The 26,658-nt window shown below is 61.8% G+C and carries 32 protein-coding genes; 16 read left to right on the top strand and 16 right to left on the bottom strand.

Annotated features, from left to right (window positions below):
* The first annotated feature begins 45 nt into the window (after positions 1-45).
* The 4 genes from ACSMXM_RS08075 to metZ all read left to right on the top strand — a co-directional run bounded on the left by ACSMXM_RS08075 (position 46) and on the right by metZ (position 3,989).
* On the top strand, positions 46-789 hold the full coding sequence (locus tag ACSMXM_RS08075) for a CPBP family intramembrane glutamic endopeptidase, BDIM_20840 family (RefSeq protein ID WP_460315382.1): 744 nt from the start codon (positions 46-48) through the stop codon (positions 787-789).
* A 213-nt stretch (positions 790-1,002) separates the two neighbouring features.
* Complete coding sequence (locus ACSMXM_RS08070; RefSeq protein ID WP_460315380.1) at positions 1,003-2,115, top strand: endonuclease/exonuclease/phosphatase family protein; 1,113 nt, start codon at positions 1,003-1,005, stop codon at positions 2,113-2,115.
* A gap of 23 nt (positions 2,116-2,138) precedes the next feature.
* A complete protein-coding gene (locus tag ACSMXM_RS08065) occupies positions 2,139-2,432 on the top strand; it encodes a hypothetical protein (protein ID WP_460315378.1) in 294 nt (97 codons plus the stop codon).
* A 348-nt stretch (positions 2,433-2,780) separates the two neighbouring features.
* A complete protein-coding gene (gene metZ / locus ACSMXM_RS08060; protein ID WP_460315376.1) occupies positions 2,781-3,989 on the top strand; it encodes an O-succinylhomoserine sulfhydrylase in 1,209 nt (402 codons plus the stop codon).
* Between the two features lie 11 nt (positions 3,990-4,000).
* On the opposite strand, the gene ACSMXM_RS08055 is transcribed toward metZ, so the two are convergent.
* Both ACSMXM_RS08055 and hemB read right to left on the bottom strand, forming a co-directional pair.
* On the bottom strand, positions 4,001-6,187 hold the full coding sequence (locus tag ACSMXM_RS08055; RefSeq protein ID WP_460315374.1) for a spermidine synthase: 2,187 nt from the start codon (positions 6,185-6,187) through the stop codon (positions 4,001-4,003).
* Positions 6,184-7,206 carry a porphobilinogen synthase gene (hemB, locus tag ACSMXM_RS08050; RefSeq protein WP_460315373.1) on the bottom strand — a complete coding sequence of 341 codons (1,023 nt, stop codon included), beginning with the start codon at positions 7,204-7,206 and terminating at the stop codon, positions 6,184-6,186. Before hemB ends, ACSMXM_RS08055 begins: the two co-directional genes overlap by 4 nt.
* A gap of 65 nt (positions 7,207-7,271) precedes the next feature.
* Between hemB and murI the strand changes: the two genes are divergently transcribed.
* From murI to rpsD, 9 genes are all read left to right on the top strand, one after another.
* Positions 7,272-8,066 carry a glutamate racemase gene (gene murI / locus ACSMXM_RS08045; protein WP_460315371.1) on the top strand — a complete coding sequence of 265 codons (795 nt, stop codon included), beginning with the start codon at positions 7,272-7,274 and terminating at the stop codon, positions 8,064-8,066.
* A 92-nt stretch (positions 8,067-8,158) separates the two neighbouring features.
* On the top strand, positions 8,159-9,205 hold the full coding sequence (locus ACSMXM_RS08040) for an enoyl-CoA hydratase/isomerase family protein (protein ID WP_460315369.1): 1,047 nt from the start codon (positions 8,159-8,161) through the stop codon (positions 9,203-9,205).
* A 102-nt stretch (positions 9,206-9,307) separates the two neighbouring features.
* Positions 9,308-10,522, top strand: a complete 1,215-nt coding sequence (hemA, locus tag ACSMXM_RS08035; RefSeq protein WP_460315367.1) for a 5-aminolevulinate synthase — start codon at positions 9,308-9,310, stop codon at positions 10,520-10,522.
* A gap of 58 nt (positions 10,523-10,580) precedes the next feature.
* On the top strand, positions 10,581-11,606 hold the full coding sequence (locus ACSMXM_RS08030; protein ID WP_460315365.1) for a phospholipase D-like domain-containing protein: 1,026 nt from the start codon (positions 10,581-10,583) through the stop codon (positions 11,604-11,606).
* 11 nt (positions 11,607-11,617) lie between these two features.
* Positions 11,618-12,055 (top strand): ribose 5-phosphate isomerase B, encoded by a 438-nt coding sequence (rpiB, locus tag ACSMXM_RS08025; RefSeq protein WP_460315363.1) that lies wholly within the window; start codon positions 11,618-11,620, stop codon positions 12,053-12,055.
* A gap of 14 nt (positions 12,056-12,069) precedes the next feature.
* Entirely contained in the window at positions 12,070-13,386 is a 1,317-nt protein-coding gene (gene glyA / locus ACSMXM_RS08020; protein ID WP_460315361.1) for a serine hydroxymethyltransferase, read from the top strand.
* Positions 13,386-13,874, top strand: coding sequence for a transcriptional regulator NrdR (gene nrdR / locus ACSMXM_RS08015; protein ID WP_460315359.1), 489 nt, complete (start codon positions 13,386-13,388; stop codon positions 13,872-13,874). Before glyA ends, nrdR begins: the two co-directional genes overlap by 1 nt.
* Before the next feature lie 59 nt (positions 13,875-13,933).
* Positions 13,934-14,665, top strand: coding sequence for an RNA methyltransferase (locus ACSMXM_RS08010; protein WP_460315357.1), 732 nt, complete (start codon positions 13,934-13,936; stop codon positions 14,663-14,665).
* Between the two features lie 225 nt (positions 14,666-14,890).
* Positions 14,891-15,505: a 30S ribosomal protein S4 gene (gene rpsD / locus ACSMXM_RS08005; protein WP_460315355.1), complete on the top strand. Its 615-nt coding sequence runs from the start codon at positions 14,891-14,893 to the stop codon at positions 15,503-15,505.
* A gap of 39 nt (positions 15,506-15,544) precedes the next feature.
* On the opposite strand, the gene ACSMXM_RS08000 is transcribed toward rpsD, so the two are convergent.
* Genes ACSMXM_RS08000 through leuA form a run of 3 tightly spaced genes read right to left on the bottom strand, consistent with a single transcriptional unit; the run spans position 15,545 to position 19,069 of the window.
* Positions 15,545-16,306 (bottom strand): hypothetical protein, encoded by a 762-nt coding sequence (locus ACSMXM_RS08000; RefSeq protein WP_460315353.1) that lies wholly within the window; start codon positions 16,304-16,306, stop codon positions 15,545-15,547.
* The gene (locus tag ACSMXM_RS07995) at positions 16,303-17,340 is read right to left on the bottom strand and encodes a hypothetical protein (RefSeq protein WP_460315351.1); all 1,038 of its coding nucleotides are present in this window, start codon (positions 17,338-17,340) and stop codon (positions 16,303-16,305) included. Before ACSMXM_RS07995 ends, ACSMXM_RS08000 begins: the two co-directional genes overlap by 4 nt.
* Before the next feature lie 55 nt (positions 17,341-17,395).
* Positions 17,396-19,069: a 2-isopropylmalate synthase gene (gene leuA, locus ACSMXM_RS07990; RefSeq protein ID WP_460316377.1), complete on the bottom strand. Its 1,674-nt coding sequence runs from the start codon at positions 19,067-19,069 to the stop codon at positions 17,396-17,398.
* A gap of 312 nt (positions 19,070-19,381) precedes the next feature.
* Between leuA and ACSMXM_RS07985 the strand changes: the two genes are divergently transcribed.
* Complete coding sequence (locus ACSMXM_RS07985; protein WP_460315349.1) at positions 19,382-19,777, top strand: BLUF domain-containing protein; 396 nt, start codon at positions 19,382-19,384, stop codon at positions 19,775-19,777.
* Between the two features lie 18 nt (positions 19,778-19,795).
* Here ACSMXM_RS07985 and tesB read toward each other — a convergent pair whose 3' ends face one another.
* The 11 genes from tesB to ACSMXM_RS07930 all read right to left on the bottom strand — a co-directional run bounded on the left by tesB (position 19,796) and on the right by ACSMXM_RS07930 (position 24,655).
* On the bottom strand, positions 19,796-20,644 hold the full coding sequence (gene tesB, locus ACSMXM_RS07980; protein WP_460316376.1) for an acyl-CoA thioesterase II: 849 nt from the start codon (positions 20,642-20,644) through the stop codon (positions 19,796-19,798).
* Positions 20,645-20,676: 32 nt separating this feature from the next.
* Positions 20,677-21,102: a methylmalonyl-CoA epimerase gene (mce, locus tag ACSMXM_RS07975; RefSeq protein WP_460315347.1), complete on the bottom strand. Its 426-nt coding sequence runs from the start codon at positions 21,100-21,102 to the stop codon at positions 20,677-20,679.
* A gap of 98 nt (positions 21,103-21,200) precedes the next feature.
* Positions 21,201-21,641 (bottom strand): PaaI family thioesterase, encoded by a 441-nt coding sequence (locus ACSMXM_RS07970; RefSeq protein WP_460315345.1) that lies wholly within the window; start codon positions 21,639-21,641, stop codon positions 21,201-21,203.
* Positions 21,638-22,069, bottom strand: coding sequence for a PaaI family thioesterase (locus ACSMXM_RS07965; RefSeq protein WP_460315343.1), 432 nt, complete (start codon positions 22,067-22,069; stop codon positions 21,638-21,640). The genes ACSMXM_RS07970 and ACSMXM_RS07965 overlap by 4 nt, the downstream gene beginning before the upstream one ends.
* An 8-nt stretch (positions 22,070-22,077) precedes the next feature.
* Positions 22,078-22,485 (bottom strand): SufE family protein, encoded by a 408-nt coding sequence (locus tag ACSMXM_RS07960; protein WP_460315341.1) that lies wholly within the window; start codon positions 22,483-22,485, stop codon positions 22,078-22,080.
* A gap of 40 nt (positions 22,486-22,525) precedes the next feature.
* On the bottom strand, positions 22,526-22,762 hold the full coding sequence (locus ACSMXM_RS07955; protein WP_460315339.1) for a hypothetical protein: 237 nt from the start codon (positions 22,760-22,762) through the stop codon (positions 22,526-22,528).
* Between the two features lie 4 nt (positions 22,763-22,766).
* The gene (locus ACSMXM_RS07950; RefSeq protein WP_460315337.1) at positions 22,767-23,000 is read right to left on the bottom strand and encodes a hypothetical protein; all 234 of its coding nucleotides are present in this window, start codon (positions 22,998-23,000) and stop codon (positions 22,767-22,769) included.
* A 26-nt stretch (positions 23,001-23,026) separates the two neighbouring features.
* Positions 23,027-23,401: an envelope stress response membrane protein PspC gene (gene pspC / locus ACSMXM_RS07945; protein ID WP_460315335.1), complete on the bottom strand. Its 375-nt coding sequence runs from the start codon at positions 23,399-23,401 to the stop codon at positions 23,027-23,029.
* On the bottom strand, positions 23,401-23,694 hold the full coding sequence (gene pspB, locus ACSMXM_RS07940) for an envelope stress response membrane protein PspB (RefSeq protein WP_460315333.1): 294 nt from the start codon (positions 23,692-23,694) through the stop codon (positions 23,401-23,403). Before pspB ends, pspC begins: the two co-directional genes overlap by 1 nt.
* Before the next feature lie 3 nt (positions 23,695-23,697).
* Positions 23,698-24,384 (bottom strand): phage shock protein PspA, encoded by a 687-nt coding sequence (gene pspA / locus ACSMXM_RS07935; RefSeq protein ID WP_460315331.1) that lies wholly within the window; start codon positions 24,382-24,384, stop codon positions 23,698-23,700.
* Positions 24,385-24,481: 97 nt separating this feature from the next.
* The gene (locus ACSMXM_RS07930) at positions 24,482-24,655 is read right to left on the bottom strand and encodes a hypothetical protein (protein WP_460315329.1); all 174 of its coding nucleotides are present in this window, start codon (positions 24,653-24,655) and stop codon (positions 24,482-24,484) included.
* A 192-nt stretch (positions 24,656-24,847) separates the two neighbouring features.
* Between ACSMXM_RS07930 and pspF the strand changes: the two genes are divergently transcribed.
* On the top strand, positions 24,848-25,912 hold the full coding sequence (gene pspF / locus ACSMXM_RS07925) for a phage shock protein operon transcriptional activator (protein ID WP_460315327.1): 1,065 nt from the start codon (positions 24,848-24,850) through the stop codon (positions 25,910-25,912).
* A 127-nt stretch (positions 25,913-26,039) separates the two neighbouring features.
* Complete coding sequence (locus tag ACSMXM_RS07920; RefSeq protein WP_460315325.1) at positions 26,040-26,654, top strand: superoxide dismutase; 615 nt, start codon at positions 26,040-26,042, stop codon at positions 26,652-26,654.
* The last annotated feature ends 4 nt before the right edge of the window (positions 26,655-26,658 follow it).

Raw genomic sequence — 26,658 nt, 5'->3', positions numbered from 1 at the left:
CTCCCATCCCCGGGATAGTCTCTATCTGTTCATTTGAATTAGTAAATGGGCCGCACGTTTGGGGAAAATATCTTGAACGGACTGGTCGGCATAGGCGGGATCGCCGCGATGCTCATATTGGGTGGCACTGCTCTCGGACTGACGAACCGTGAGGCGTTTTCGTTTCGCTGGCTTCTCGTCGCGGCGGTGCTCGTCTTTGTGAACGATGTGCTGTTGACCAGCGTATATGGCCTGATCCCCGATCTGCTCCCGGCGTCGGGCTGGAATTGGCAGGGGAAAATTCTGGCACTGGCGGCCACCCTGGCAATCGCATCCCTGCCATGGTTCGGGTGGCGAAGGTCGGGGCTGACATTGGTGCAGGCCCGCGGCAGCCTGCGCAGCTGCCTGCCCGTCGCCGGGCTATATTGTGCGTTCTTTCTGATCATTGCTTTGATGTTCCCGAATGATGTCGCATCCCCGGAAACAATCGCCTTTCAACTCACCATGCCCAGTCTGGAGGAGGAGCCGTTCTATCGCGGCATCCTGCTCTTTGCGCTCTACCGGGCATTTGCCGGGCGCGTGTCGTGGCTGGGCGTCGAATGGGGCTGGGGCGCGATCCTGTCCTGCCTGCTCTTCGGCCTCGCGCACGCCTTTGGTTATGCGGACGGGCAGTTCTCATTCGATCCCACCTACATGGCCCTGACCGCCATTCCCGCCTTCCTCGCCGTCTGGCTACGCCTCCGCACAGGCAGCCTGCTTCTGCCGGACTTGCTCCACTCCTTCGGAAACGCCATTCCGCTGTTCCTCTAGGCCCTTTCGGCTCGTTTTCCTTTCGAGAATGTCACGATTTAGCGAAAGCCATCTTTCTTGCTGGTCGGCTAAGTCAACCAATGAAAGCCAGAAATTGGGTTGAGTGCGGACATTCGACTTCCCCCCGGCCTACGGCTGAGGTTTCGCTCCTGCCGAAGTAGCTGGTCTGGCGCGTAAGGGGCGGCTAACTGCGCACGCGGGGGAAAACACGAAATGGCTCGCACGTTTACAATCAACTGGAATCTGGCGGCGCTTTGGCTCCTGCGTCTGCTCTCTTTGTGTTTGATCGCGGGAACCCTGCTTAGCACGACTGATCTCAACCAATGGTGGATACGCGTCTGGGACTTCCCAAGGGTGCAAATCCTCATCGCGATGCTTTCCGCTGCAATCGCACTATGGTTCCTTGATCGCCGCTGGCGCCCTTGGGGCCCGCTGATCCTGGTCGGTCTGAGCGTATGGCAGCTGTATCGGATCCATCCCTATACGCCCATCGCGGAGACTGAGGTGGCGCGTACGCTGCCTGGCGAAGCTGATGGTGAGGGTTGCTTTACCGTCCTCACGCTCAACGTGCTGCAAACCAATCGCGAATACCAGCGCACGGCAGATCTGATCCGGGATATCGATCCAGACATTTTGCTGCTGACGGAAACCGATCAGGCTTGGGCAGATGCAATGGCCCCGATCATGGCAGAATATTCCGGCCGAATCGATCGTCCGCTCAGCAACACTTACGGCCTCATGTTTGCCACGCGCCTGCCCATGAAGGACGCTACCATTCAGGAACTGGCGGAAAAGGATACGCCGTCAGTTTTCGCAACATTGATGGCGGGCAGGCGCGAATTCAGGGTGATTGGCTTGCATCCCCGCCCGCCCACGCCCGGTCAGGACACCGAAGAGCGCGATGCGGAGATTGTTATCGCTGCAAGGCAATCGCGCGATCTTGAAATGCCGGTCCTTGCCATCGGTGATTTCAATGATGTCGCCTGGTCCGATACGACGAGCCTTTTCCTGGAAATCGGCAGTTTCCTCGATCCGCGTATCGGGCGCGGAACCTATGCGACATTCCCGGCTGACAAAACCTGGCTCGGCTGGCCGCTCGATCACCTGTTCGTGACGGAAGAGTTCTTGCTTGAAGATATGAGCGTGGGCGTGCCGGTGGGTTCGGATCACCGTCCCGTTATCGCGCAATTGTGCCTTGCACCCGCACCGGCGCGAACGCGCAATGATGATGCCGATGGCCCGAGCGCCGAAGATGAGCGCGATGCGGCAGAGGTCATGGAAGAATTTGAGGAGGATAGCGCCAAGGACCAGGTCAGGGGTGAATGAGCCTGAGGAAGGGCTGAATATTAATGCTGCACGTCGCTGACAGCTATTTGACGCAGGCGGAGGATATCTGGCTTAGCATGGAGGGGTCGGGCCAGTGGGTCGGGTACCGCTATCTGGTCGATCCGGACGGCGCCGCCGTCCCCGTGCCGGACGCGATGACCGGCTTTGCCCGGCGCGGCAGTTCGTGGACGCAGGCGCAGGGTCTGGCCCTCGCGCTGACGCTCGATCGGCTGGACTACGACTGGACCGGGGAAGCGTTCGGCGGTTCCTCCACGCCCCTGACCGCCATGTTGGACGAAGCTCTGGCGGCAGACTGACTCGGCAGGTTGGCGGATTAACAGAAACCATTTTCCTACATCCGCCCGCCTGCGGCATAATTCCGCCATGCCTATCCGCACCAAGATTCCTCCGCGCCCGTCCGGCGATTTTTTGCTTGGCGAACGCAGCGCGTCGCCCGAACCGCACAATATTTCGGCTGTGCGGTTTGCCCTGCGGCGGTGCGCTCGGACGCTGCCTGCTGCCAGTTGCCGCCCCCAAAATTCTTCAATGATTTCTCGCGCGGGCGCGCACGCACCCGCGCTGTGTGTGCGGTTCGTCCGTTTTTGCCCTGTGCGGTTCATCTCCCCGTTTGACCGGTCCGGGCGCTCCGTGCCATTGCGCCGCGCATGAAGAACAAGACCGGCCATGACAGGCAGATCACCCGCAATTGGAAACCCGCGACGCAGGCGATTCGTGGGGGCACGCTGCGTTCGGAATTCGGCGAAACGTCGGAGGCGCTGTTTCTGACCTCTGGCTACAGCTATGACGTGGCGGAAACGGCGGCGGCGCGCTTCCGCGGCGACGATCCGGGCATGACCTATTCGCGCCTGCAAAACCCGACAGTGGCCATGCTTGAGGAGCGGCTGTGCCTGATGGAGGGGGCAGAGGCATGCCGGGCGCAGGCATCCGGCATGGCGGCCATGACGACGGCGCTGCTGTGCCAATTGTCGGCGGGCGATCACATGGTGACCGCGCGGTCGATGTTCGGGTCGTGCAAATGGCTGGGCAGCGAATTGCTGCCGCGCTTCGGCATAGAGGTGACCATCGTCGACGGCACCGACAATGATGCCTGGGCCGCCGCCATGCGCCCCAATACGAAGCTGTTCTTTCTGGAAACGCCCGCCAATCCCACGCTGGAGGTGGCGGACATCCGCGCCATTGCCGACATTGCGCATGATGGCGGGGCAAAGCTCCTGGTCGACAACGCCTTTGCGACGCCGATCCTGCAACGGCCGATGGAAATGGGCGCCGACATGGTCGCCTATTCCGCGACGAAGATGATGGACGGGCAGGGGCGCGTGCTGGCGGGCGCCGTTCTTGGCACGGCGGAATTCATCAACGATACGCTGTTGCCGTTCCAGCGCAATACCGGTCCCAATCTGTCGCCGTTCAATGCGTGGGTGGTGCTGAAGGGGCTGGAAACTCTCGACCTGCGCGTGCATCGCCAGTCTGAAAATGCGCTGAAGATCGCGCAGGCGCTGGAACATCGCGTACCGCGCCTGCTTTACCCGCATCTCGATTCACATCCGCAGCTCGAACTGGCAAAGGCGCAGATGTCCGCCGGTGGCACGATCATCTCGATCTTTCTGGACGGGGGCCGCGAACAGGCGCACGCGCTGCTGAACGCGCTGCAACTGGTCGATATTTCGAATAATATCGGCGATTCACGCAGCCTGATGACGCACCCCGCCTCGACAACCCATTATGGCGTGGGGGAGGAGGGCAGGGCCGAAATGGGCATTACCGAGGGGCTGCTGCGCCTTTCCATCGGCCTGGAGGATCCCGATGATATTATCGCCGATCTGGAACAGGCGATCGCGGCAGCGGGGATTTAAGGACCGTTTATTTAATAGCGCAGGACAGGCAGGATCGACCCGAAATCGTCTGTCCATGCGGGCTGATCGGGGCGCGTGTTCAGCGGGCGCCATTCTGCCGCGTCGGGCAGGCTGGCTTCATCCGCGGCCATCACGATCCACAGGGAACGGGTATATTCCAGCCCGTTTTCTGCCGATCGTTCTGGGACGTCGTCCAGGATACGGGCGTGCCAGCCCAGATCCTCGGCAATGCGCCCAACGACCGGCTCCAAATCGACGAAGCGGTTGGAAATGTGCACCAGCAGACGCCCGCCGGCTTTCAGCCGCTCGGTATAAAGCTGGAACGCTTCGCGGGTCATCAGATGCTGCGGAATGGCGTCGGAGGAAAAGGCATCGATGGCCAGTAGATCGAAATTTCGCCGGCCGTCCCTCGCCAGGCTGACCCGGGCATCGCCAATGACGATGTCCGCATCCGGCGCGCAGCGCGACAAATATGTAAACCGGCTGCGGTCGCGGGCGATGGTTACGACGACAGGATCGATCTCGAAGAACGTCCACTCCTGCCCCGGCTGCCGATAGCAGCCCAGCGATCCGACGCCCAGGCCGACGACCCCGACACTGGCCTGCGGCACGTCGAGACTTGCAAAGATGCGTCCCGCGCCGCTGGTCGGGCCGTAATAGCCCAGCGGCCGCGTCGCCAGCGCCGGATTGCGGCTCTGGGCACCATGCAGCGTCGTCCCGTGCTGCAATTGCCGCACATTCTCCTCATTTTCCTCGCGGATCGTGTAGATGCCAAAGAAGCTTCTGACCCGGTATGCTTCGCCGAAACTGTCGGCCAGCGTGCTCCAGCCGCCCATGGACAGCATCAGCGCGGCGAAAATACCGGCAAAGACAAGCCGCTGCCCGATGGCGAGGAGGGCAATGACGACGAACAGGATACGCAGCACCAGCGTTACCGTCTCGCTGTCCAGCTGCCACGCCGCAGCGGACAGCAGCAGGGCAAGCACCGGCACGGCGACCGAAAGCGCCGCGCGCCCTTCCCACAGCCGCCCGAACCATCCCGTCAAAGGCGTCGCCGGCAACAAAGCGGCGGCGGCCACCAGCAGGATCGGATGCTCATAGGTCCAGTCGAAAGCGAGCGGCGCGACGACCGCCGCGAACAGGCCGCCCAGCATGCCGCCCACCGACATGTAGAGATAATAGCCGGTCAACTGCCCCGCCGGGGGCCGTGCAGCCGCCAATTGCCCATGAAGGGCCAGCGCAACGTAGAACAGCAGCACGAGGCCCATCATGGCGAGGAGGAACGCGAACAGCCCCTCTGCCATGAAAGTATAACTGCCCAGCGCAAGCAGCAGCGGCGGCGCAATGAAGCGGGCATTGCGAACGAATATCTGCCCGCCTTCCGAAAAGGCGACGATGAAGCTGAGAAGATAAAGCCCCAGCGGCAACACCCACAGCAGCGGTACGGCGACGATATCCGTGGTCAGATGCGTCGTGGTTGACAGCATCAGGCCGGAGGGGACAGCCGCCAGCGCGATCCAGGACAATGCCGTTCGCGCCGGAATGGGCTGGCGTTCCGCAGGCGCGACGGGTCGTTCCGCACGCTGGAAATCAAGGCCGACAATTACGACCATGGCGAGGAGGAGGACAAAGCCCGCAGACCACAACAGGCGCTGGTCGGTCAGCGTCAGAGAAGGTTCTATGAAAACGGGATAGATCAGCAGCGCAAGCAGGCTGCCTGCATTCGACGCGGCGTAGAGGAAATAGGGATCGCGCCCCGCCGTTTCGGGCGCTGCCGCGAACCAGCTTTGCATCAGCGGCGCCTGCGCACTGATGACGAAAAAGACGGGACCAATGGAAATGGCAAGCGCCGCGATCAGCCACAGCATGGCCCCCGTTTCCTGCCAGCCGCCGATTTCCCGCAGTGACACCGGCAATGTCGCCGCTGCGACCAGAAAGGCAGCAATATGGAACAGATATTGCCGCTTGGGCCGAAGGCGGACCAGAATGTCAGCATAGATATATCCTGCCAGCAGCGCCGCCTGGTAAAACAGCATGGCAACGGTCCACACTGCCGGCGCGCCGCCCAGATGGGGGAGCGCCAGGCGGGCGAACATGGGCTGCACCAAAAACAGCAGAAAGCTGCCCGTAAATACGGTCAGGACGAACAGGCTGCGCATGGGAAGGCGGGCGGTCAGGCGCGCCGTCGCGGCACTCATCCGTTCAGAAGGCGCGCGGCGTCGCGCGCGAAATAGGTCAGGACTCCGCTGCATCCGGCGCGTTTGAAGGCAGTCAGTACCTCCATCATGCCGCGTTCGGCGTCCAGAATGCCCGCATTCATGGCCATCCGCATCATCGCATATTCGCCCGACACCTGATAGGCGAAGATGGGCACGTTGAAGACGGCATGGACGTTCGCGACGATATCAAGATAGGCGAGCCCCGGCTTTACCATGACGCTGTCGGCGCCCTCTGCAATGTCGAGCGCCACCTCCCTAAGCGCTTCCTTCGCGTTTGCCGGGTCCATCTGGTAGGTTTTCTTGTCGCCGGTCAGGCGCCCGCCCGATCCCACGGCATCACGGAACGGTCCGTAAAAGGCGCTGGCATATTTGGCGGCATAGGACATGATCTGAACGTCCCGAAACCCCTCTGATTCCAGCGCGGTGCGAATGGCGGCCACACGTCCGTCCATCATGTCGCTGGGGGCGACGATGTCGGCGCCGGCGCGCGCCTGATTGACCGCCTGGGCCGCCAGAACCTCCAGCGTTTCATCGTTCAGAATGCGATGATCCGGCGACATCAGGCCGTCATGGCCATGATCGGTATAGGGGTCGAGCGCGACATCCGTCAGGATGCCGATGTCGAGGCCGGCGTCGCGGATCGCGCGGCTGCCCCGGCACATCAGATTTTCGGGATTTACCGCTTCCCGGCCATCCTCGGTACGGCGGTCGCCCGGCGTGTTGGGAAACAGCGCCAGCGCCGGAATGCCCAGATCCACAGCCTCCCGCGCGGCCTCTAGCAGCAGGTCTGTCGACAGCCTGTCGACACCCGGCATCGTCTTGATCGGTTCACGAACATTTTCGCCCTCGGTGATGAATACGGGCCAGATCAGGTCTGCCGGTGTCAGGACGGTCTCCGCATGCAGGCGCCGCGACCAGTTCGACGCGCGGGGACGGCGCAGACGCAATGCCGGAAAAGCGGGGTCAGCGGAGCTGGAGGAGGGAACGCGGAGGGTCATGCCGCAGCTTCTGCCAGAACCGCATCGGGTTGCAAGGTGCAGGTGCGGCGGCCTATCGAAGCAGCATGGACGCAGCGCCCATTCTGATCTTCGATTCCGGTGTCGGTGGCTTGTCCGTGGCGGACCCTGTCATGCGCGCATTGCCGGATGCGCAGATCATTTATGCCGCCGACAATGCCGGTTTTCCCTACGGGTCAAAGGACGAGGCGGAGATCGCTGCGCGCGTCCCTGCGCTGCTGGGGCGGCTGGTGGAACGCTATCGTCCGGCCCTGGTCGTTATCGCCTGTAACACCGCATCGACGATCGCGTTGGCGCATGTGCGCGCGGCGCTGGACGTTCCCGTCGTGGGAACGGTGCCCGCGATCAAGCCGGCGGCGGAGCTGACGCAGACGGGCGTGATCGGCGTTCTGGGAACGCCCGCCACGGTGCGTCAGCGTTATGTCGATGATCTTGCTGCGCGCTTTGCCAGCCATTGCGTCGTCCTGCGTCACGGCGCTGCGGATCTTGCGGCACATGCGGAGGCTGTGCTGCGTGGGGAGAAGGTGCCAGATGCCGCATTCGCCGATGCCATGGCGGGCCTGCTGGACGCGGAGGGGGGTGACCGCATGGATGTCGTCGTTCTGGCATGCACCCATTTTCCGCTGGTTTCCGACCGTCTGGCAGCAATTGCCGGACAGCGGCTCACCTTCGTGGATGGAGGGGCAGGGATTGCCCGCCGCACGGTGCACCTGCTGTCGGATCAACAGTGGCGCATTCCGCATCTCCCGCACAAGGTGGTGTTCACCTCTGACGCGCCCGCTGTGGAGGCATTGCGGCCTGCACTTTTGCGGCATGGCTATGCCGACATCGAAATCCTTTAATGACGCGGGCGGGGCGTGTTAGTGGCAGGTGAAACCAACCGCGCTGCCTGTCCAGCCGCGGAAATCCCATCTTCAAACGCTGTGGAGCGAACATGACCGTTGCAAAAACCGATGACGTTCAAATGGAAAAGCGCGGCAATCTGGGCCTGATAACCCTGACCCGCACAAAGGCGCTGAACGCGTTGAATCGCGACATGTGCATCGCGATCCTGGCTGGGCTGGATGAATGGGCGGAGGATGAAGAGGTCTCGGTCGTTGCCATTCAGGGGGAAGGCGACCGTGCCTTCTGCGCGGGCGGCGACGTCGTCGGCCTCTACCATGCCGGAAAGGCGGGGACGGCCGATTGGCAAGACTTCTTTGCCGACGAATATCGCATGAACTACCGCATCGGCACCTATCCGAAGCCCTTCGTCGCCCTGATCGACGGCATTACCATGGGCGGCGGTGTCGGCCTGTCGATCCACGCGCCCTATAGGGTCGCGACAGAGCGGACCCTGTTTGCGATGCCGGAAACGGGGATCGGCCTGATCACAGATGTGGGCGCCACTCACGCACTTCCCCGCCTGGAGGGCGAACTGGGCACCTATCTGGGGCTGACAGGTGCGCGGCTGAAGGCGGAGGACTGCCTCTATGCCGGAATCGCCACTCATTATATGGAAAGCGGCGATGTTCCCCTGCTGGTCGATGCCCTGGCCGCCGGTCCGGGAAGTGTCGAGGACACCATTGCGAAATTCCATCAGTCGCCGGAACAGCCGCCAGAACTGAAAGCCCATCGCGCCGACATCGATAAATATTTCGATGGCGACACCTGTGAAGAGATCATGTCATCCCTGTCGATGGGCAATGACTGGGCAGAGGCGCAGCGCGACCTGCTGATGAAAATGTCGCCCACCTCCATGAAGCTGACCCTGCGTGCGCTGCGGGAAGGGGCAGGGGACGATCTGGCCGCATGTTTGAAGCGGGAGTATCGTTTGGTCGGGAATATCAAGAACGGCAACGACTTCTACGAAGGCATACGGGCACAACTGATCGACAAGGACCGGAAACCCCGCTGGAACCCGTCGAACCTGCGCGATGTCACCCACGACATGGTCGATGGATATTTTGCAGAGCCGGAACACGGTGATCTGACGCTTTAACTGCGATTGTTTCGCAATAATCCCTTGCGACAAAAGAGGGGATGCATCCTGCGTCCGCAATGATTAGGTGGGACATCCGGCAAGAACCAGCGGGCGCAGATTTTGAATTACGACCAGATTTTCGAGAAGGCGATTGATCGTCTGCACGAAGAGGGGCGCTACCGCGTCTTCATCGACATTTTGCGCAATCGCGGAAGCTTTCCGAACGCCAAGTGTTTTGCCGGCCATAACGGCCCAAAGCCGATCACCGTATGGTGCTCCAACGATTATCTTTCCATGGGCCAGCACCCGAAGGTGATTGAGGCCATGGAGGCGGCGCTGCACGAAGTCGGCGCCGGGTCCGGTGGTACGCGCAATATTGGCGGCAATACGCACCTGCATATCCAGCTGGAGCGCGAACTGGCGGATTTGCACGGCAAGGAGGGCGCGCTCCTCTTTACCTCCGGCTATGTGTCGAACGAGGCGACGCTGTCGACGCTGGCGAAGCTGCTGCCCGGCTGCATCGTCTATTCGGACGCGCTGAACCACGCGTCGATGATCGCGGGCATTCGCGGCGCCGGGTGCGAAAAGCGCGTGTTCCGGCACAATGATTATGCCCATCTGGAAGAGCTGCTTGCCGCAGACGACCCGGAGGCGCCGAAGCTGATCGCGTTCGAAAGCGTCTATTCGATGGACGGCGATGTCGCCGACATCGCCCGCATTTGCGATCTGGCCGACAAATATAATGCGCTGACCTATTTGGACGAGGTGCATGCCGTCGGCATGTACGGTCCGCGCGGCGGCGGCATTTCAGAGCGGGACGAGTGCGCGAACCGCGTCACCATTATCGAGGGGACGCTGGGCAAGGCGTTCGGCGTGATGGGCGGTTATATCACGGCATCCAAGACGCTGATCGACGTGATCCGCAGCTATGCGCCCGGATTTATCTTTACGACCAGCCTTTCGCCGGTCCTGGTGGCGGGCGCACTTGCCAGCGTGCGCCATTTGAAGGAATCGCAAGAGGAACGCCAGGGCCAGCAGCTCGCGGCGGAGCGGTTGAAGGCGATGATGACGGCGGCAAATCTGCCGGTCATGGAATCGACTACCCATATCGTGCCACTGCATGTCGGCGACCCCATCAAGGCCAAGAAGATCAGCGATATCCTGCTGATGGAATATGGCGTTTATGTGCAGCCGATCAATTATCCCACCGTGCCGCGCGGAACGGAGCGCCTGCGCTTTACGCCCGGCCCGCACCATGATGAGCTGATGATGGGCGAACTGGTGAAGGCACTGGTCGAAATATGGGATCGCGTGGAGATACGGCTGGCGGCTTGAAAGCCTTGCCGCTGACGACCCTGCTGCCGCACCCGGCATCGCGATGACGGCGCCATGCGTGGGCCGCGTCGCTTTCGGCGGTCCCGACCTGCCGTATCGCGCCCTGCGAGATTTGCTTGCAGCCGAAATTGCCGCTGTCCCTCCCGGCGGCTTCATAGACTGGTCGACCTATTATTTCCGCGACCGGGCGCTCGCCGCCTGTCTGATCGCGGCAGGCGAACGGGGCGTTCGCGTTCGCGTGGTAATGGAACGACGGCCGCGCCTGGAACGGGCGAACAGCGCCGTCATCGCGATGCTGGCGGCGTCACCGGCAGTGGAGCTTGTCGCGCGGCGCTGGTGGCCCGGACGCCTGCACGCGAAGATCTATGCCTTTTCACATCCGGACCGGGCGTGGGTCGGATCGTTCAATCCTTCCGGCGACACTCCCGAAGATGCGCAGGTGGTCAATATCATCGGCAACCAGGATCGCGGCGATAACATCCTGATGGAAATCGTGAATCTCTCGATCGTCGAGGGGCTTCGGCGCGTTGTCACGGCCTTTGGAACGGTCTCACCTCTGCTGGCTCGCCTCGATCCGCGGCTGCCGGCGGCGCTGGCGGTGCCGGGCCTGCAAATCAGCCTCTATCCGCGCTGGCAAACCACCGTGATCGAGAACCGCCTGGCATGCTTGCGGGCAGGGGACAGGGTGATCGGTGCAATTTCGCATTTGAAGGACGGCCCGCTGACAAGCAGCCTCAGGCGTGCGGCGAAGTCGGGGGCGGAGGTCCAGCTGGTAACGCATGCAACGGAACGACGCGTGCCGGAAGCTGTCGTGGCGGGGCTTATTTCGGCAGGGGTGCGGATCCACAGGGGCGGGTCTGCCGCCGCTGCCCCGATGCATGCCAAGATGCTGCTGGTGACCGAAAATGGTCGGACAGTGGCATGGACGGGCAGCTATAATTACAATCCGCGCTCTCAATATCTGAATGCCGAGATTCTGATCTCCAGCGATGACGAAGCGCTCGTCGCTGCAATCCGGGAGCGGCTGGGACAGATCATGGCTCGGTCCGAAGAATCGGTGGCACCTTCGCCCTCCCCACACTAGATGTTGCGGGCATGAACAGCATTCGTACCATAGCCATAGCTTCCGACCATGCCGGCTTTGCCCTGAAGTCAAAGATTTCCAGCTGGCTGACCGAAATGGGATATGCAATTTCCGATCTGGGCACGGACGGAACGGACTCGGTCGATTACCCCGATTTCGGACGCGCCGTCGGAAAGGCAGTCGCAGAGGGGCTTGCCGATCGCGGCGTCATCGTCTGCGGGTCCGGCATCGGCATTTCGATTGCCGCCAACCGTGTGAAGGGCGCGCGCGCGACGAACTGCACATCGGGTCTGATGGCGCGGCTGGCGCGGCAGCATAATGACGCGAACATTTTGGCGCTGGGGGAGCGGCTGGTGGGGGATGCGGTCGCGCGTGACTGCCTGGACGAATTCCTGAAAACCGATTTCGAAGGCGGGCGGCATCAGCGGCGCGTCGATCTGCTGGATTAGAGGACATTATCTAGATGAGTACCAATCCGAACGTCATTCCCCCCGCGAACGACTATTCCGGTTTCTTTTCCACCCCGCTGGAACAGGCCGATCCTGCCGTTTTCGCCGGTATAACGGCGGAACGTAATCGCGAGCAGACGGAGATCGAACTGATCGCGTCTGAAAATATCGTCTCAGAGGCTGTCTTGCAGGCTCAGGGGTCGATACTGACCAACAAATATGCCGAAGGATATCCGGGCAAGCGATATTATGGCGGTTGCGGCCCCTCCGACACAGTAGAGGACCTTGCCCGCGATCGGGCTATGCAATTGTTCGGCTGCAGCTATGCCAATGTGCAGCCGCATTCCGGATGCCAGGCGAATGGCGCGGTGATGCTGGCGCTGGTGAAGCCCGGTGATACCATCCTGGGCATGAGCCTGGATGCCGGTGGCCACCTGACCCATGGCGCCAGGCCGGCAATGTCCGGGAAATGGTTCAACGCCGTTCAATATGGCGTTGCCGAGGACACTCAGCTGATCGACTATGACGCGCTTGAGAAACTGGCGGTTGAGGCGCAGCCTAAACTGATCATCGCGGGCGGTTCGGCCTATCCGCGTCATATCGATTTCGAACGCTTCCGCGCCATCGCGGACAAGGTCGGTGCCTATCTGCATGTCGACATGGCGCATTTCGCCGGGCTGGTGGCCGCTGGCGAACATCCTTCGCCCTTGCCCCACGCCCATGTCGTGACGACGACCACGCACAAGACGCTGCGCGGCCCGCGCGGCGGCATGATCCTGTCGAACGATGCGGATCTGGGCAAGAAGCTGAACAGCGCCGTTTTCCCCGGCCTGCAGGGCGGCCCGCTGATGCACGTGATCGCGGCGAAAGCCGTCGCATTCGGGGAGGCGCTGCAGCCCGGCTTCAAGGCCTATGCCAAGGACGTGATTGCCAATGCGAAGACGATTGCCGCAACGCTGAAAAGCCGCGGTTGCGACATCGTCGCGGGCGGTACGGACACGCACGTGGTTCTGGTCGACCTGCGTCCGAAGGGTCTGACGGGTGCGGACGCCGAAGAGGCGCTGGAACGCGCCAACATGACCTGCAACAAGAACGGCGTTCCGTTCGATCCGCTGCCACCCACAAAGACGAGCGGCATTCGCATCGGGTCTCCGGCGGGAACGACGCGTGGGTTTGGGCAGGCCGAATTCGCGCAGATCGGCGAAATGATGGCCGACGTGCTGGACGGGCTGGTCGCCAACGGGCCGGAGGGGAATGGCACGGTAGAGGCCGAGGTGAAGTCCCGCGTCCTCGCTTTGTGTGAGCGGTTTCCGATTTATCCGGGGCGCTGATGCGCTGCCCCTTCTGCCTGAACACCGACAGCCAGGTTAAGGATTCTCGGCCGACGGAGGATGGCTCCGCAATTCGCAGGCGGCGGCAATGCCCCGCCTGCGCCGCGCGCTTCACGACATTTGAGCGCGTACAGCTGCGCGACTTGCTGATCGTCAAGAAATCGGGCGACAAGCAGGCGTTCGACCGTGAGAAGCTGGCTGGCTCCATCGCCATCGCCTGCCGCAAGCGACCGGTATCGGAGGACCAGATCGAACGTCTGGTCTCTGGCATTCAGCGGCAGCTGGAGGCGTCGGGCAAAGCAGAGATCGAGGGGGGAGAGCTGGGCGAGTTGGTGATGGAGGGTCTGCATGCGCTCGACGAGGTCGCCTATGTACGCTTCGCCAGCGTCTATCGCGAATTCCGTGAGGCAAGTGATTTTGGAAAACTGATCAAGGATATGCCGGACGATAAAGCGGACGCGCCAGAGCCCAAGGACACGCTGTTCTAGGCGCACGCGGCAAAGCCTTCTCACTTTTCCCGGACATCCAAAGGTCGATTTTCACCCTCATGCAAAAGCCCATCATCATCCTCGTTCGCCCGCAACTGGGCGAGAATATCGGCACCGCCGCCCGTGCGATGCTGAATTTCGGGTTGAACCGGATGCGTCTGGTCAGCCCGCGCGATGGGTGGCCCAATCCCGACGCGGGGCCAGCCGCCTCTGGCGCGGACGAGGTGCTGGCGAACGCCGAAGTGTTCGACAGTGTCGCCGATGCCGTCGCCGACTGCGCACATGTTTACGCGACGACCGTGCGTAAGCGCGGCATGTACAAGGACGTCGTCACGCCGGAACAGGCCGCGACGGAGAGCATGGCGCGTCCGGGGCGGACGGCGATCCTGTTCGGCGCGGAGGCGACCGGCCTCGACAATGCCGAAATCGTGCGGGCACAGTCGATCATCACCGTACCGGTGAACCCGGCATTCAGTTCGCTGAACCTGGCCCAGGCCGTCATCCTGTGCGCCTATGAATGGTCGCGCCATGATGTGACGCTGCTGCAGCATGACGGGCTGGACGAGGCAGCGCCGCAGGAGGAAGTCGATGGTCTGGTCACACAGCTGAACGACGCCCTGGAGCCCGCCGGCTTCTTCCGCACGGAGACAAGAGCGCCCGTCGCCCGCCAGACGGTGCGCAATCTCTTCACCCGCGTCGGCTATACCAGCCAGGAAATCCGCACGCTTCGCGGCATCGTCAGCGCCCTGACAAAACCGCGCCGCCCCGAGGCGCAGGATCAAGCCAAATAGAAAATATGTGTTCCGTCGATTATCGGCATGCGAAGGTCATACGTTTTCGCATCATGGCAGATAAATCGCATTCGTCTTGACACATATGGACAGGGCCTTATGTGACGGCTCTTCGTGATTTGGCCCTGCACGCTCGGTGAAGCGGGTGCCGCGTCCGGCATTTTGGCTGGGCGGTGCGAGTCCGGGCAATGATGTAGCAACTTTATCGAAAGGAGCGCCGACGCCATGTCGAAGCGCCAGTCTTCCAAGTATAAACTCGATCGCCGCATGGGCGAGAATATCTGGGGTCGTCCGAAATCCCCGGTAAACAAGCGTGAATATGGTCCGGGTCAGCACGGCCAGCGCCGCAAGGGCAAGATGTCCGACTTCGGCATTCAGCTGCGCGCCAAGCAGAAGCTGAAGGGCTATTATGGCGACGTGACCGAGAAGCAGTTCCGTGGCTATTACAAGGAAGCCAGCCGGTTGAAGGGCGACACCTCGCAGAACCTCATCGGTCTGCTGGAGCGCCGCCTGGACATGCTGGTCTATCGCGCCAAGTGGGCGCCGACGATCTTTGCCGCGCGCCAGCTGGTCAGCCACGGCCACATTCGCGTGAATGGCGTCAAGTGCAACATCGCCAGCCGCCGCGTCGACATTGGCGACGTGCTTGAGCTTCGCAAAAAGGCGAAGGAGATGGCTCTGGTCATGGAGGCGCAGTCGCTCGCCGAGCGCGAAGTGCCCGATTATCTGGCCGTCGACGAAAATGGCAAAGCCGAATATGTCCGCATCCCGACGCTGGACGAGGTGCCCTATCCCGTCGTCATGGAACCGAATCTGGTCGTCGAGTTCTACTCGCGCTAATTTCAGACTGTTCTGGTCGGAAGCATTCGGGGCGGGCCGTCAGGTCCGCCCTTTTTGTTGCGAGAGTGTCCCGTAAAGGACAGCCGGCACCACCGATAGAAAACCCAGCAGCAGAACGGAAACCAGCTGCGAAATCCAAAAGCCCATTGTCGTTGGGCCCATGGTCTCGATGCCAGTTCGCACCTGATCGCTGCTGCTCCCGGCGCCAAAGATCACCAGCGCCATGCCCAAGAGGACCGCCGCCGAGACGAGCAGCAGTCCCGCTACCAGAACGAAAACCTGCCATTTCACAGGGCGTATCAATCTCGTCGAATATCGCAGGGCGGCCAGGGGTGCGGTCTGCCGCGCCGCTGCGACCGGCATGGCGACGAACCAGATCGTCAGGCAGGCGAGCGAAAGCGGCACGGCAAGAAGGCGCGCCATCGGTGCAAGGAACAGCGCTGCCAATTGCCCAACGATGAGCATACCGATCAGGGCGGCAAGAACCGTCAGGCCGGTGATCAGCGGTTTTTGCAGCCGCTGAAGGCCCGCGATCATATATACTCGCGGGGGAAGCGCATCGGCGCTGGAAAGCGTCGCCGCCATGACCGTGCCGACATACATCAGCCGGGTCAGCGCGCGAATGGTGGTCACCAGCGTATCCGTCGATGGGGCGGTGGCCCCCATGGCGCCGATCAGGTGCATGATGACCTCCGGCACGGTCACAAGGCCGAGGCCCAGCATCGCTATAGGGGCGAAGTCGCGCCACCAGATGCCTGCCGACCTCCTCAATATGGCTGTCAGGCTAAGGCGTTCGATCAAGGCGCGCGCACCTTTCGCGCCGTTCCCCTGCCCACGGCATAGAGCTCTTCTCCGCGGCTGACGAGGGCGGTGTCGGCCAGTTTGCTGACGGCCAGCAATTCCATCGGGCCATCGCCGGGGACGGAAATCCGTCTTTCCCCCCAATCGGGTGCGCCGACGCGAAGGTCGATCAGGCGGTCGCCACCCGCCCCGCGCAAATGAACGAACAGGCGGTCGCGTCCCCCGCGCGCGGCAATTACGCCATAGCCTGCAGGCGGCACATAGGCCCGCTCCGGCACGGTGCGGCGGTCCGGCCGCATAAGCGCCGCCATCGGATAGGACGCAAGGCCACCTGCGGGAATTCCCGCCCATGTCGCGCCCAGCAGAGCGATCGCGCGGCCTTGGAAGAAATCCTGAAAGGTGAATTGCGACGGCAGGCGGGAAACGATGAAGTTCTGTTCCCAGCCGAAATGATAGAGTTCGCGCTCGCCCGAGGGGTTGGTCAGTGCCGCGGCGTGAAACAGGCCGCCGGTGGATACATCGAAAATCGGCGTCAGGTCGGTCGTATCAGGGGGGGTGGCCAATATGGTCGTTGCATCGACAACATCGGTCCCACGTGTCCACAGCTTCACGAGGCGCGGTTCGCCGGCCTCCGTCACGGTTCCCGGACCGCTGTTTCCTACCAGCATGATACGCCGGTCATCGTACCAGGCGACGCGGTTCGGCCCCTTGCCCAAGGTGAAGCCGCCGGGGATCGGCTCGCCGCGTTCCGCGTCGATTTCCAGGATCGAATGCCCGCCGCCGTCCGCGTCGCTCAACGTCAGGAGGCAGCGGTCGAATTCCGGCGGCAGGCAGGTGGACCGCTCGATCGTGAACGGTGCCGCGTCGAAAACCGTTCGCCAGGCGGTGTTTCCCTGCAGGACGGTGGCCAGCGGTGCACGGCGCAACTTCGTGCCGCTGGCCATGGTAAGTTCCTCTCCGTCAAAGGCCGCAGGTTGTGCGACCGCAGGGGCAGTGAAGAGGGCGAGAAGTGCGACAAGAAGGAGGCGATACATCCGCGCCAATCTGCGCAGGATCGGCGGTAGGCGCAATAGGATTGCCCCGCGAGATTCAGTCTTTCACCGAACTTGCCGCACTCAATACCGCACGAACGGAGGCCGTCGCGATATCCTCGTCCATGCCGACGCCGAAAACCGTATCACCCCGAGCATCGGTGCACTCGACATAGGCGGCTGCCCGTGCGTCGCTGCCGCCGCTCAGCGCGTGTTCGGAATAATTTACGACGTCCAGAGTCAGGTCAAATCCCTCGCGCAGCGCCGCTGTAACGGAGGAGATAAGGCCATTGCCCCGCCCGCTGACGGTGCGCTCGCTGCCATCCGCCGCGATCTTTCCGGTGAAGACGCGGTCGCCATTGGAGGCGCGGGTTTCGTCATAATCGACCAGCTGGAAGCGGCCTTCATTCCCTTCCAGATAGTAAGCGCCCTTGAACGCCTGCCAGATATCGTCGGCATTCAGTTCGCGGCTGGTGGCATCGGCCAGTTCCTGCACCGTGCGGCTGAAGTGCGCCTGCAGGCGTTTTGGCAGCTTCAATCCCTTGTCCTGCTGCAATACCCAGGCGACGCCCCCCTTGCCGGATTGCGAATTCACGCGGATGACAGCCTCGTAATCGCGGCCGATATCGCGCGGGTCGAGCGGCAGATAGGGAACATCCCACAGCTCGTCATTGCGCGTTTCCTGCGCCGCGAACCCTTTCTTGATCGCGTCCTGATGGGAGCCGGAAAATGCCGTGTGCACCAGTTCGCCGGCATAGGGGTGCCGGGGATGCACGGGCAGCTGATTGCAATATTCCGCGGTTTTGACGATGCGGTCCATGTCACCGAAATCGAGGCCCGGCGAAACGCCCTGCGTGTAAAGATTCATCCCCAGCGTGACGAGGCAGACATTGCCGGTCCGCTCGCCATTGCCGAACAGACAGCCCTCGACCCGGTCGGCACCCGCCATCAGGCCAAGTTCTGCCGCCGCGACACCCGTGCCGCGGTCATTATGCGGGTGCAGGCTCAGCAGAACCGAATCGCGCCGGGAAATATGCCGCCCGAACCATTCGATCTGGTCGGCATAGATATTGGGTGTCGACGCCTCTACCGTTGCCGGCAGGTTCAGGATCAGCGGCTTTTCCGGCGTCGGCTGCAGGATGTCCATGACCGCCTCGCAAACCTCCAGGCTGAAATCGAGTTCGGCTGTGGAAAAGGTCTCCGGCGAATATTCGAAATGCCAGTCCGTATCGGGCTGCGCCGCCGCCCCGTCGCGCAGCAGTTTCGCGCCGTCGATGGCGATCTGCTTGATATCCTGCCGGTCCATTTGAAACACGATGCGCCGCCATGCCGGGCTGACGGCGTTATATAGATGCACGATCGCGCGATGCGCGCCGCGCAGGCTGTCGAAGCTGGTTTCGATCAGGTCGCGGCGCGACTGGGTAAGGACCTGTACGGTGACATCCTCAGGAATCGCATCGGTTCTTACGAGACCGGAGATGAAATCGAATTCCGTCGCCCCCGCGGAGGGAAAGCCGACCTCTATTTCTTTCAGGCCGATATCGACGAGCATGTTGAAGAAGCGGCGTTTCCGCTCCGCATCCATGGGATCGATCAGCGCCTGATTGCCGTCGCGCATGTCGGTGGACAGCCATCGCGGCGGCTGCTTGATCGTCTGCGAGGGCCATCGGCGATCGGGCAGGTCGATGGGGGCAAAGGGGCGGTATTTCTGGGAAGGGTCGGTCAGCATTATCTATCATCCGGGTTACGGTGGCAAAGCCGCGCGCTGTTGGTCGGTCATGTTCGGATGTGGCCCCCAGGCGGCGGGGGCAAAATCGTCCCGCGTCTACGCCTGAGGGCGGATAAGTCGCAGGAGAAGGCTGGCACGATGTGTCATTGCCGGGCGACGATAGGGCGGACGAAGAACAGCGTAAACCCCTAAACGACGTGCGTAGCGACTGGGAAATTCCGGCGCGCCGATGGGGCGCAAAAAAGAAAACCCTTGATTAAGATTATGGGGTTAACGGCTCATCCTCGATGCTAAACAGCTTCTTGGAATGGGTTTGTGCGACAATTAATCTACATCAGTACGGTTCGCGGATCGCAGTCCGATAACGGCCTCGCGCAGCTATTGGCGGTCAGCCGTATGAACAATCGACAGGACGACGTGACCGGTCTGCTGCTTTATAATGGCAATCGGTTCCTGCAGGTGCTCGAGGGCAGCGATCTTGCTCTTACGCATACATATGAGCGGATTGCGACCGACGAACGGCATCGCAGCCTCGTCTTGCTCAGCGACAGGGAAATCGACGACCGGGAATTCGGCGATTGGTCGATGGCGTTCGAGCAGGACTCGGCAGGTGCCGATTTTGCCGATCTGGCAGGCCAGGTCGAAAGGGCAGTGGTGCAGGCGTCCCCGAATACAAAGGCGCTGTTCGAAAGCTTTGCAAAAGCCGCCTGAATCGGGATCAGTGCAGGCTTAGCTGCGCGGGCGTATCAAGCCTTCCTGCGCGGCGGATGCCACCAGCACCCCCTCGCGGCTGTAGATCGATCCTCGATTAAGCCCGCGCCCGCCAGAGGCGCGCGGGCTGTCCTGTACATAAAGCAGCCACTCGTCGGCGCGGAACGGGGTGTGGAACCACAGGGCGTGGTCCAGGCTGGCAATCTGCACATTGCCGGTATGCCAGGCGATATTGTGGGGACGCTGACAGGTGGAAAGCAGCGTCATGTCGCTGGCATATGCCAACAGGCAGCGATGCAGGGCAGGATCGGGCGGAACCTCGCACTGCACGCGAAACCATATGTTCTGGCGTGGCTCCGGCCCTTCCTGCCCCGGAATTGCGGGGTCCACGCGGCGGAAATCGATTGAGCGTTCCCGCAACAGGTTTTCCCGGTACGCCACGGGCACCTCGGCAGCGAAGCTTTCGCGCCATTCCTGTTCCTGCATCAGGTCTTCGGGCGGCGGCACGTCGGGCATGTCGAACTGATGTTCATAGCCGTCCTCCTGCACCTGAAAACTGACCGCCATGTTGAAGATCGCGCGGCCGTTCTGAATGGCCACGACCCGGCGGGTGGAAAAGCTGCGGCCGTCGCGGTCACGTTCGACCTGATAGACGACAGGTACGTCGACCGCCCCGGGCCGGATGAAATAGGCGTGCAGGGAATGCGGTGGCCGGTCGTCATCGACCGTCCTGCTGGCAGCGACCAGCGCCTGGGCGATGACCTGTCCGCCGAACAATCGGAATTCCGCGTCGGCGGTATTCTGGCCACGGAACAGGTTTTCCTCGATGCGTTCCAGGTCGAGGACGTCCAGCAGCTCTGCGACCATGCCGGCCGTGGCGTCCGGGACACGCGCATTCTTCACGCGTGAATCTCCTCCGGCTTTTCCATCAGTTCGACCAGGACGCCGCCCATGTCCTTTGGGTGGACGAAGATGATCGGCGTGCCATGCGCGCCGATCCTCGGCTCTCCGGTTCCCAGGATCGTCGCGCCCTTCTCACGCAGTTCGTCGCGTGCTGCGATGATGTCCTCCACCTCGAAACAGACATGGTGCTGGCCGCCTGCGGGGTTTTTGCGCAGGAACCCGTGGATGGGGCTGTCCTCGCCCAGGGGTTCGATCAGCTCGATCTGGCTGTTGGGAACGTCGACGAAGCAGACACGAACCCCCTGCGCGGGCAGGTCGAATGGTTCGTGAATCTTCGTCGCGCCCAGCGTATCGCGATAGAGGGCGACGGAGGTTTCGATGGAGGGCGTGGCGACGCCGACATGGTTCAGGCGACCGATCATGGGGGCTCCTGTTTAGGTGTGCTGAATATCCTGCATCCGGTTAGACCGGCAAATCCGTCCCTGCAAGCTGCGCCACGCCTGCCTTCTTCGTGCACGCGTCACCGCGTCAGCAACGCGTTCATCCTGCCGCCTGCGATCGGCTGGGCGGGGTCGGACTGCCATGCCTCTACGTTGATATGGGCAATGCGGCGTCCCTGCCGCACGATGCGGGCGCGGGCATGGGTCGCCTCCGGTTGGCCTGCGCGCAGATAGTCGACGGTCACATTGATCGGCTTGATCCCCGGCCGGGTCGTTTCTTGGCGCAGTTCATGCACAAGCTGGGCGATGCTGGCGATTTCCATCAGGCCGGCAACGGTGCCGCCGTGCAGGCGCGGCGGCTTTGGTGCGCCGATCAGGCTCTTTTGGTATGGCATGGTGACGGTAACGCCCGTGCCCTCTGCGATGACGTAATGCAGCCCGAGCAGCTGCGCATAGGGCAGGCAGGTAAGCGGGCCTTCCTCTGACCCGGCAAGAAGTGTGGCGAGATCCTCGAAGCTCATGACTTCGCGCCAGACGTTCCCATGAAGCAGCCCGCCATCATCGCGATCGGGTCGTCGCGATCGCCATCATGCGCATATCCCCGGACAAAGGCGATGGACCGGGTCAGCTTATGGACCTTGGCATAGCCAGTAATGGGCTCGCCGGGGCGTGCCGGCCTTAGATAGTCGAGGCGAAGATCGACGGTGGCGAGGCCCGATGGCACCCGCCGCGCCGCCTGAACGGCAAACCCGGCGACGGAATCCATCAAGGTAAAGACGGCGCCCGATGCAATGATGCCGGGTCCGCCATCCTCTGCCGGATAGGCAACCAAGCGTTCGTCATAGGGCAGGATCAGCTCCGCCCAATCACGACCGACGGCGGAATAGCGAATGTTCAGCTCCCGCATGTGCGGGATAAGCTTCAGAAACTGATCGATGACCGGTTTCATGAGCCGCTTCATTCCGTCAGCCGGGTTGCCGTCTCGTGGATCAGCGCAATCATATTGGGGATGCCCTGCGTGCGGTTCGACGACAGATGCTTGTCCAATTGGAACGGCGCAAGGCTGCCCGCGATGTCAAGTTCGCGGACTTCGGCGGCGCTGCGCCCCTGGACCAGCGTCAGGATCAGGGCAACGATGCCCTTTGTGATGGCCGCATTGGAATCGGCGAGGAATTTCAGGGAATCCGCCTCTGCGCCGACAGGATAGACCCAGACGTCGGCGCTGCACCCGCGGACTTTCGTTGCGTCCGTTTTCAGGGCGGCGGGCATTTCTTCCAAGGAGCGCCCCAGATCGATCAGAAGACGGTATCTGTCGTCGGGCTCCAGGATTTCCCAGTCATCGGCGATGCGTTCGAATTCGGTCATCCATCGTAAGTGATGGCGGGAGGGGAAGGGGTCAACTCCCTTAAAGGTCGACCCCAGCGGCGATCGCCTCCAGCCTGCGCACCCGTTCCTTCAGATCGGCGACTTCGATGCGGTTCGTCGGACTGCTCTTGGGCATGTCCGTCAGCGACGCGTGCCCCAGTTCGGCGCGCTTCAGCTCCAGCCAGCCACGCCAGCACCAGGCCGCCAGTCCCGTAATCAACGCCGCGCCAAGGAGGGCGCTGCAGGCAATAATAAGGGTGGTTTGAATATCTGGCACGGGATCAGTCCTTTCCCAGTTTGTCGAGGTCGTCGATCTGCTCCGCCAGCTGACGCGATTTGTCTGTTGCGATGCGTTCAAGGACCTGGATGCGTTGATTGAGTTCGCGAATTTCCCGCCGCAGCTCGGCCTTTTCATCGCCCTCACCGGGGTCCGGCATCCGCTTTTGGCGGTTCGCGATGACGCCGCCGACCACACAGATCAGCACGATAAGGACCACGGCAGACCAGAAACTCATTTCGACTTACCTTTCGCGCGGATCACTTAAAGCGCGTCAATTTCACGGGACAGCGAGCTGTTCTGCGTCGTGACATTGCGTTCCATGTCGCTCAGCCGGCGGTCGAGCGCGCGAAAGCGGGAATGGACGTCGCGGATCGACCGGTGCGGCGAACGACGGGTCTGACGTTCGAACTGCCGCTCCGCCACGTCCTCGTGCCTTAGATCGGCGGGGCGCTGGTCGGACACCATCGCCGTGATGATATAGGCGAGCAGGGTAAGGCCGCCCGAAATCCATACCGACATCAGAAAACCCACACGGATCCAGACAGGCTCTACTCCAGTATAATCCGACAGGCCGGCACAGATGCCCAGCCATTTTCCTTCGGCCTTGTTGCGATAAAAGCGGTTGCGGCGTTCCATTACGATGCCCTCCTGATGTTCGTGCTGCGGTTTGCAATTTTCTCGTCCAGCGTTTCCTGCTGGCTCGCAGGTGCAAGCCGCCGCCAGTCGGGATCGTCGGCATCCATGATGCGTTCGATGGTGCCAATACGATCGTCCAAGCGCTGTGCGACATGATAGAGATCGTCCAGCAATTGTTCGTCGTCCGCCGATATTGAGCGTCCCTTCTTCCACTGACTGGAATAATGCAGGAACATCCAGGGCAGGATGACGAAGATACACAGGATGGCAATAATTCCGGCAAAATCATCCATGACTTAGCCCTCCGTCGTTTCGTTGGATTTGCGATGTGTCAGGCGGCTTTTCATCTGCGCCAGTTCGGCCTCCACGGCGTCATCGGCCTGCAGTTCCGCGAATTTATCGTCCAGCGAGTCCTCCTCGCCCAGCCCCCAGGCGTCGGCGCGGCCCTCGGCATCGTCGACGCGGCGTTCCAGCACGTCAAAGCGGCTGAATGCCTCCTGCGTCTTGCCGCCGCGAAGCAGGCTGCGAACGCGAACCCGGTTGTTCGCGGTTTCCAGCCGCTGTAGCAGGGCGCCCTGGCGCGCGCGGGCTTCTCTCAGCTTCGATTCCAGCTTCTGGATATCCTCTTCATAGGTGCCCAGGCTGTCATTCAGCAGATCGACCTCGGCCTGCAGTTGAGAGGCACCGCCGGCGGCCTTCTGCTTTTCCAGCAGCGCCGCTTTCGCAAGGTCTTCGCGGTCCTTGGAAAGGGCGAGTTCCGCTTTTTCTTCCCAGACCGTGGCGCTCTGTTCCAGTTTGATGATGGAGCGGCGCAGTTCCTTCTGGTCGGCGATGGTGCGAGCCGCCGATGCGCGGACCTCCACAAGCGTTTCCTCCATTTCCATGATGATCATGCGGATCATCTTTGCCGGATCTTCGGCCTTGTCGAGAAGGTCGGTGACGTTGGCGGCGACGATGTCGCGCGTGCGGGAGAAAATGCCCATGGTGGTTACTTTCCTTGTTGAACTCTAAACTCTCTGGGAGAGTTTGGACCGGCGGGGGTCGGGGACTTGTAGGGAGTGCGACCCCCGCCGGACCCCGTCAGGCAGCAAGCTTGCCCGACGTTTCGTCAGCCGCGGCCTGTGTCGGCGCAGCGGCATATGCATCGGCGCGCGGATCGGGGCCGGCGGCGCCATAAAAAACAGTGAGCGTCAGGGCTGCGGCGGCAAAGACGCCGAGGACGGAGCGCAGGATGTTGTCGTTTGCGGAGTACATTGGTTGGTCCCTTTTTCGATAGAGTGAAGTGTTTTTTGTTCTGTGCCCCATGATTAGCAAAGGGCGTGCCAATTTTAGTATTTCAAACAAAACGCATGGATATCAGATAGATGGAAAAAGCTGCCCGCCAGCAAGAAAAACTAACCAGGATTTAGTTTGCCATAAATTGGGAAAATACGCTAATATCCGGTAATGAAGCCGAATACCACATTGGTCGGAGAGTCGACCGTTCTGCTGGACGCGATCGAACGCGCCAGCCGCGCGGCCGCGCTCGACCGGCCGGTGCTGGTGATCGGCGAACGTGGCACCGGTAAGGAGCTTGTGGCGGAGCGGCTGCACCGCCTGTCCAATCGCTGGGATGCGCCGCTCGTGACGGTCAATTGCGCCGCGTTGCCGGAAAACCTGCTGGACGCCGAACTGTTCGGTTATGAACCCGGCGCCTTTACCGGTGCGACGAAGGGGAGGGCGGGCCGCTTTGAGGAGGCGGATACGGGGACGCTGTTTCTGGATGAGCTGGGAACCCTGTCTGCGCCTGCGCAGGAGCGCCTTTTGCGCGTCGTGGAATATGGCGAACTGACCCGCCTCGGCTCGAACCAGGTGCGGCAGATCGACGTGCGGATCGTCGGCGCGACCAATGCCGACCTGCCCGGCCTCGCAGAGCGCGGCGCCTTTCGGTCCGACCTGCTCGACCGTTTGAGTTTCGAGGTAGTCACGCTGCCGCCGCTAAGGGTTCGGGGCAGCGATATCATGACTCTGGCGGATCATTTCGCACGGCGCATGGCGGTTGAGATTGGCTGGAACGATTTTCCCGGTTTTTCCGCCCGCGCTGCAAAGGCGCTGACCGCCTATGACTGGCCGGGCAATGTCCGCGAATTGAAGAACGTCGTCGAACGGGCGGTCTATAGCGCGGAATTTGCCGACGAACCCGTCGACGAATTGCGCTTCGATCCGTTCGAAAGTCCATGGCGCCCAACCCGGCTGGAGGGCGCGCCCGCAACGACGCCTTCGTCTGCGCCCGCGCCGGCGAAGGCCGAGGAGGCGGAAGGTGCGCCCCCGCCAGCGAGGGCGTCCCGCACTTCGATCGAAGAGGAAGATTGCGACGACCTGAGAGCGACGGTCGCCCGGTACGAGCGCGCCCTCCTGATCGCGGCGCTGGAAAAATGCCGGTACAACCAACGCGAAACGGCGGCAAAGCTAGCGTTAAGCTATGACCAGCTGCGCCACGCAATGAAGCGGCACGAGCTTCACAAGGGCTAAATTGACGCAGGATTCCCGTTCTGCGTAAGGAAAGCCATGTTCAGTACACGCGGCGGTGGACCTTCGGCGATGTTCGCACGTTGGCCCCGTGAACCCTTTTCCCCATCTATATACAGGAGACCAATTCATGGCTGTAACCTTTCCCGACCTTCCCTACGCGCAGGACGCTCTGGCACCGGCAATCTCGGCTGAAACCCTCAGCTACCATCATGGCAAGCACCACAAGGCATATGTGACCAAGACCAACGATGCCATCAAGGGAACCGACCTTGAGAACAAAAGCCTGGTAGAGATCGTCCGCGCGGCGAAGGCAAAGGGCGATCAGGGCCTTTTCAACAATTCCGCGCAGAGCTGGAACCACACATTCCTATGGAACAGCTATTCGCCCAATGGTGGCGGAGAGCCGACCGGCAAGCTGAAGGAGCTGGTGGATAGCGCATTCGGTTCGCTGGATGACTTCAAATCGAAGTTCAAGGAGAAGGCGACCGGCAACTTCGCGTCCGGCTGGACCTGGCTGTGCCTGTCCGGCAATTCGGTCGAAATCCTGAACACCGACGACGCGGACACGCCGCTGGTGCATGACGGCAAGAAGGCGCTGCTGACCCTCGATGTGTGGGAGCACGCCTATTACCTCGACAAGCAGAATGATCGCGGCGCTTATGTCGACGACTTCCTGAACAAGCTGATCAACTGGGATTTTGCAGCGCAGAACCTGGATAAGGACGAAGAAAACCTCGTCTGAGCAA

Source organism: Pacificimonas sp. ICDLI1SI03, assembly GCF_054740865.1.
Note: the sequence above shows the minus strand (reverse complement) of the source record. Positions and strands in the feature narration are given on the sequence as shown.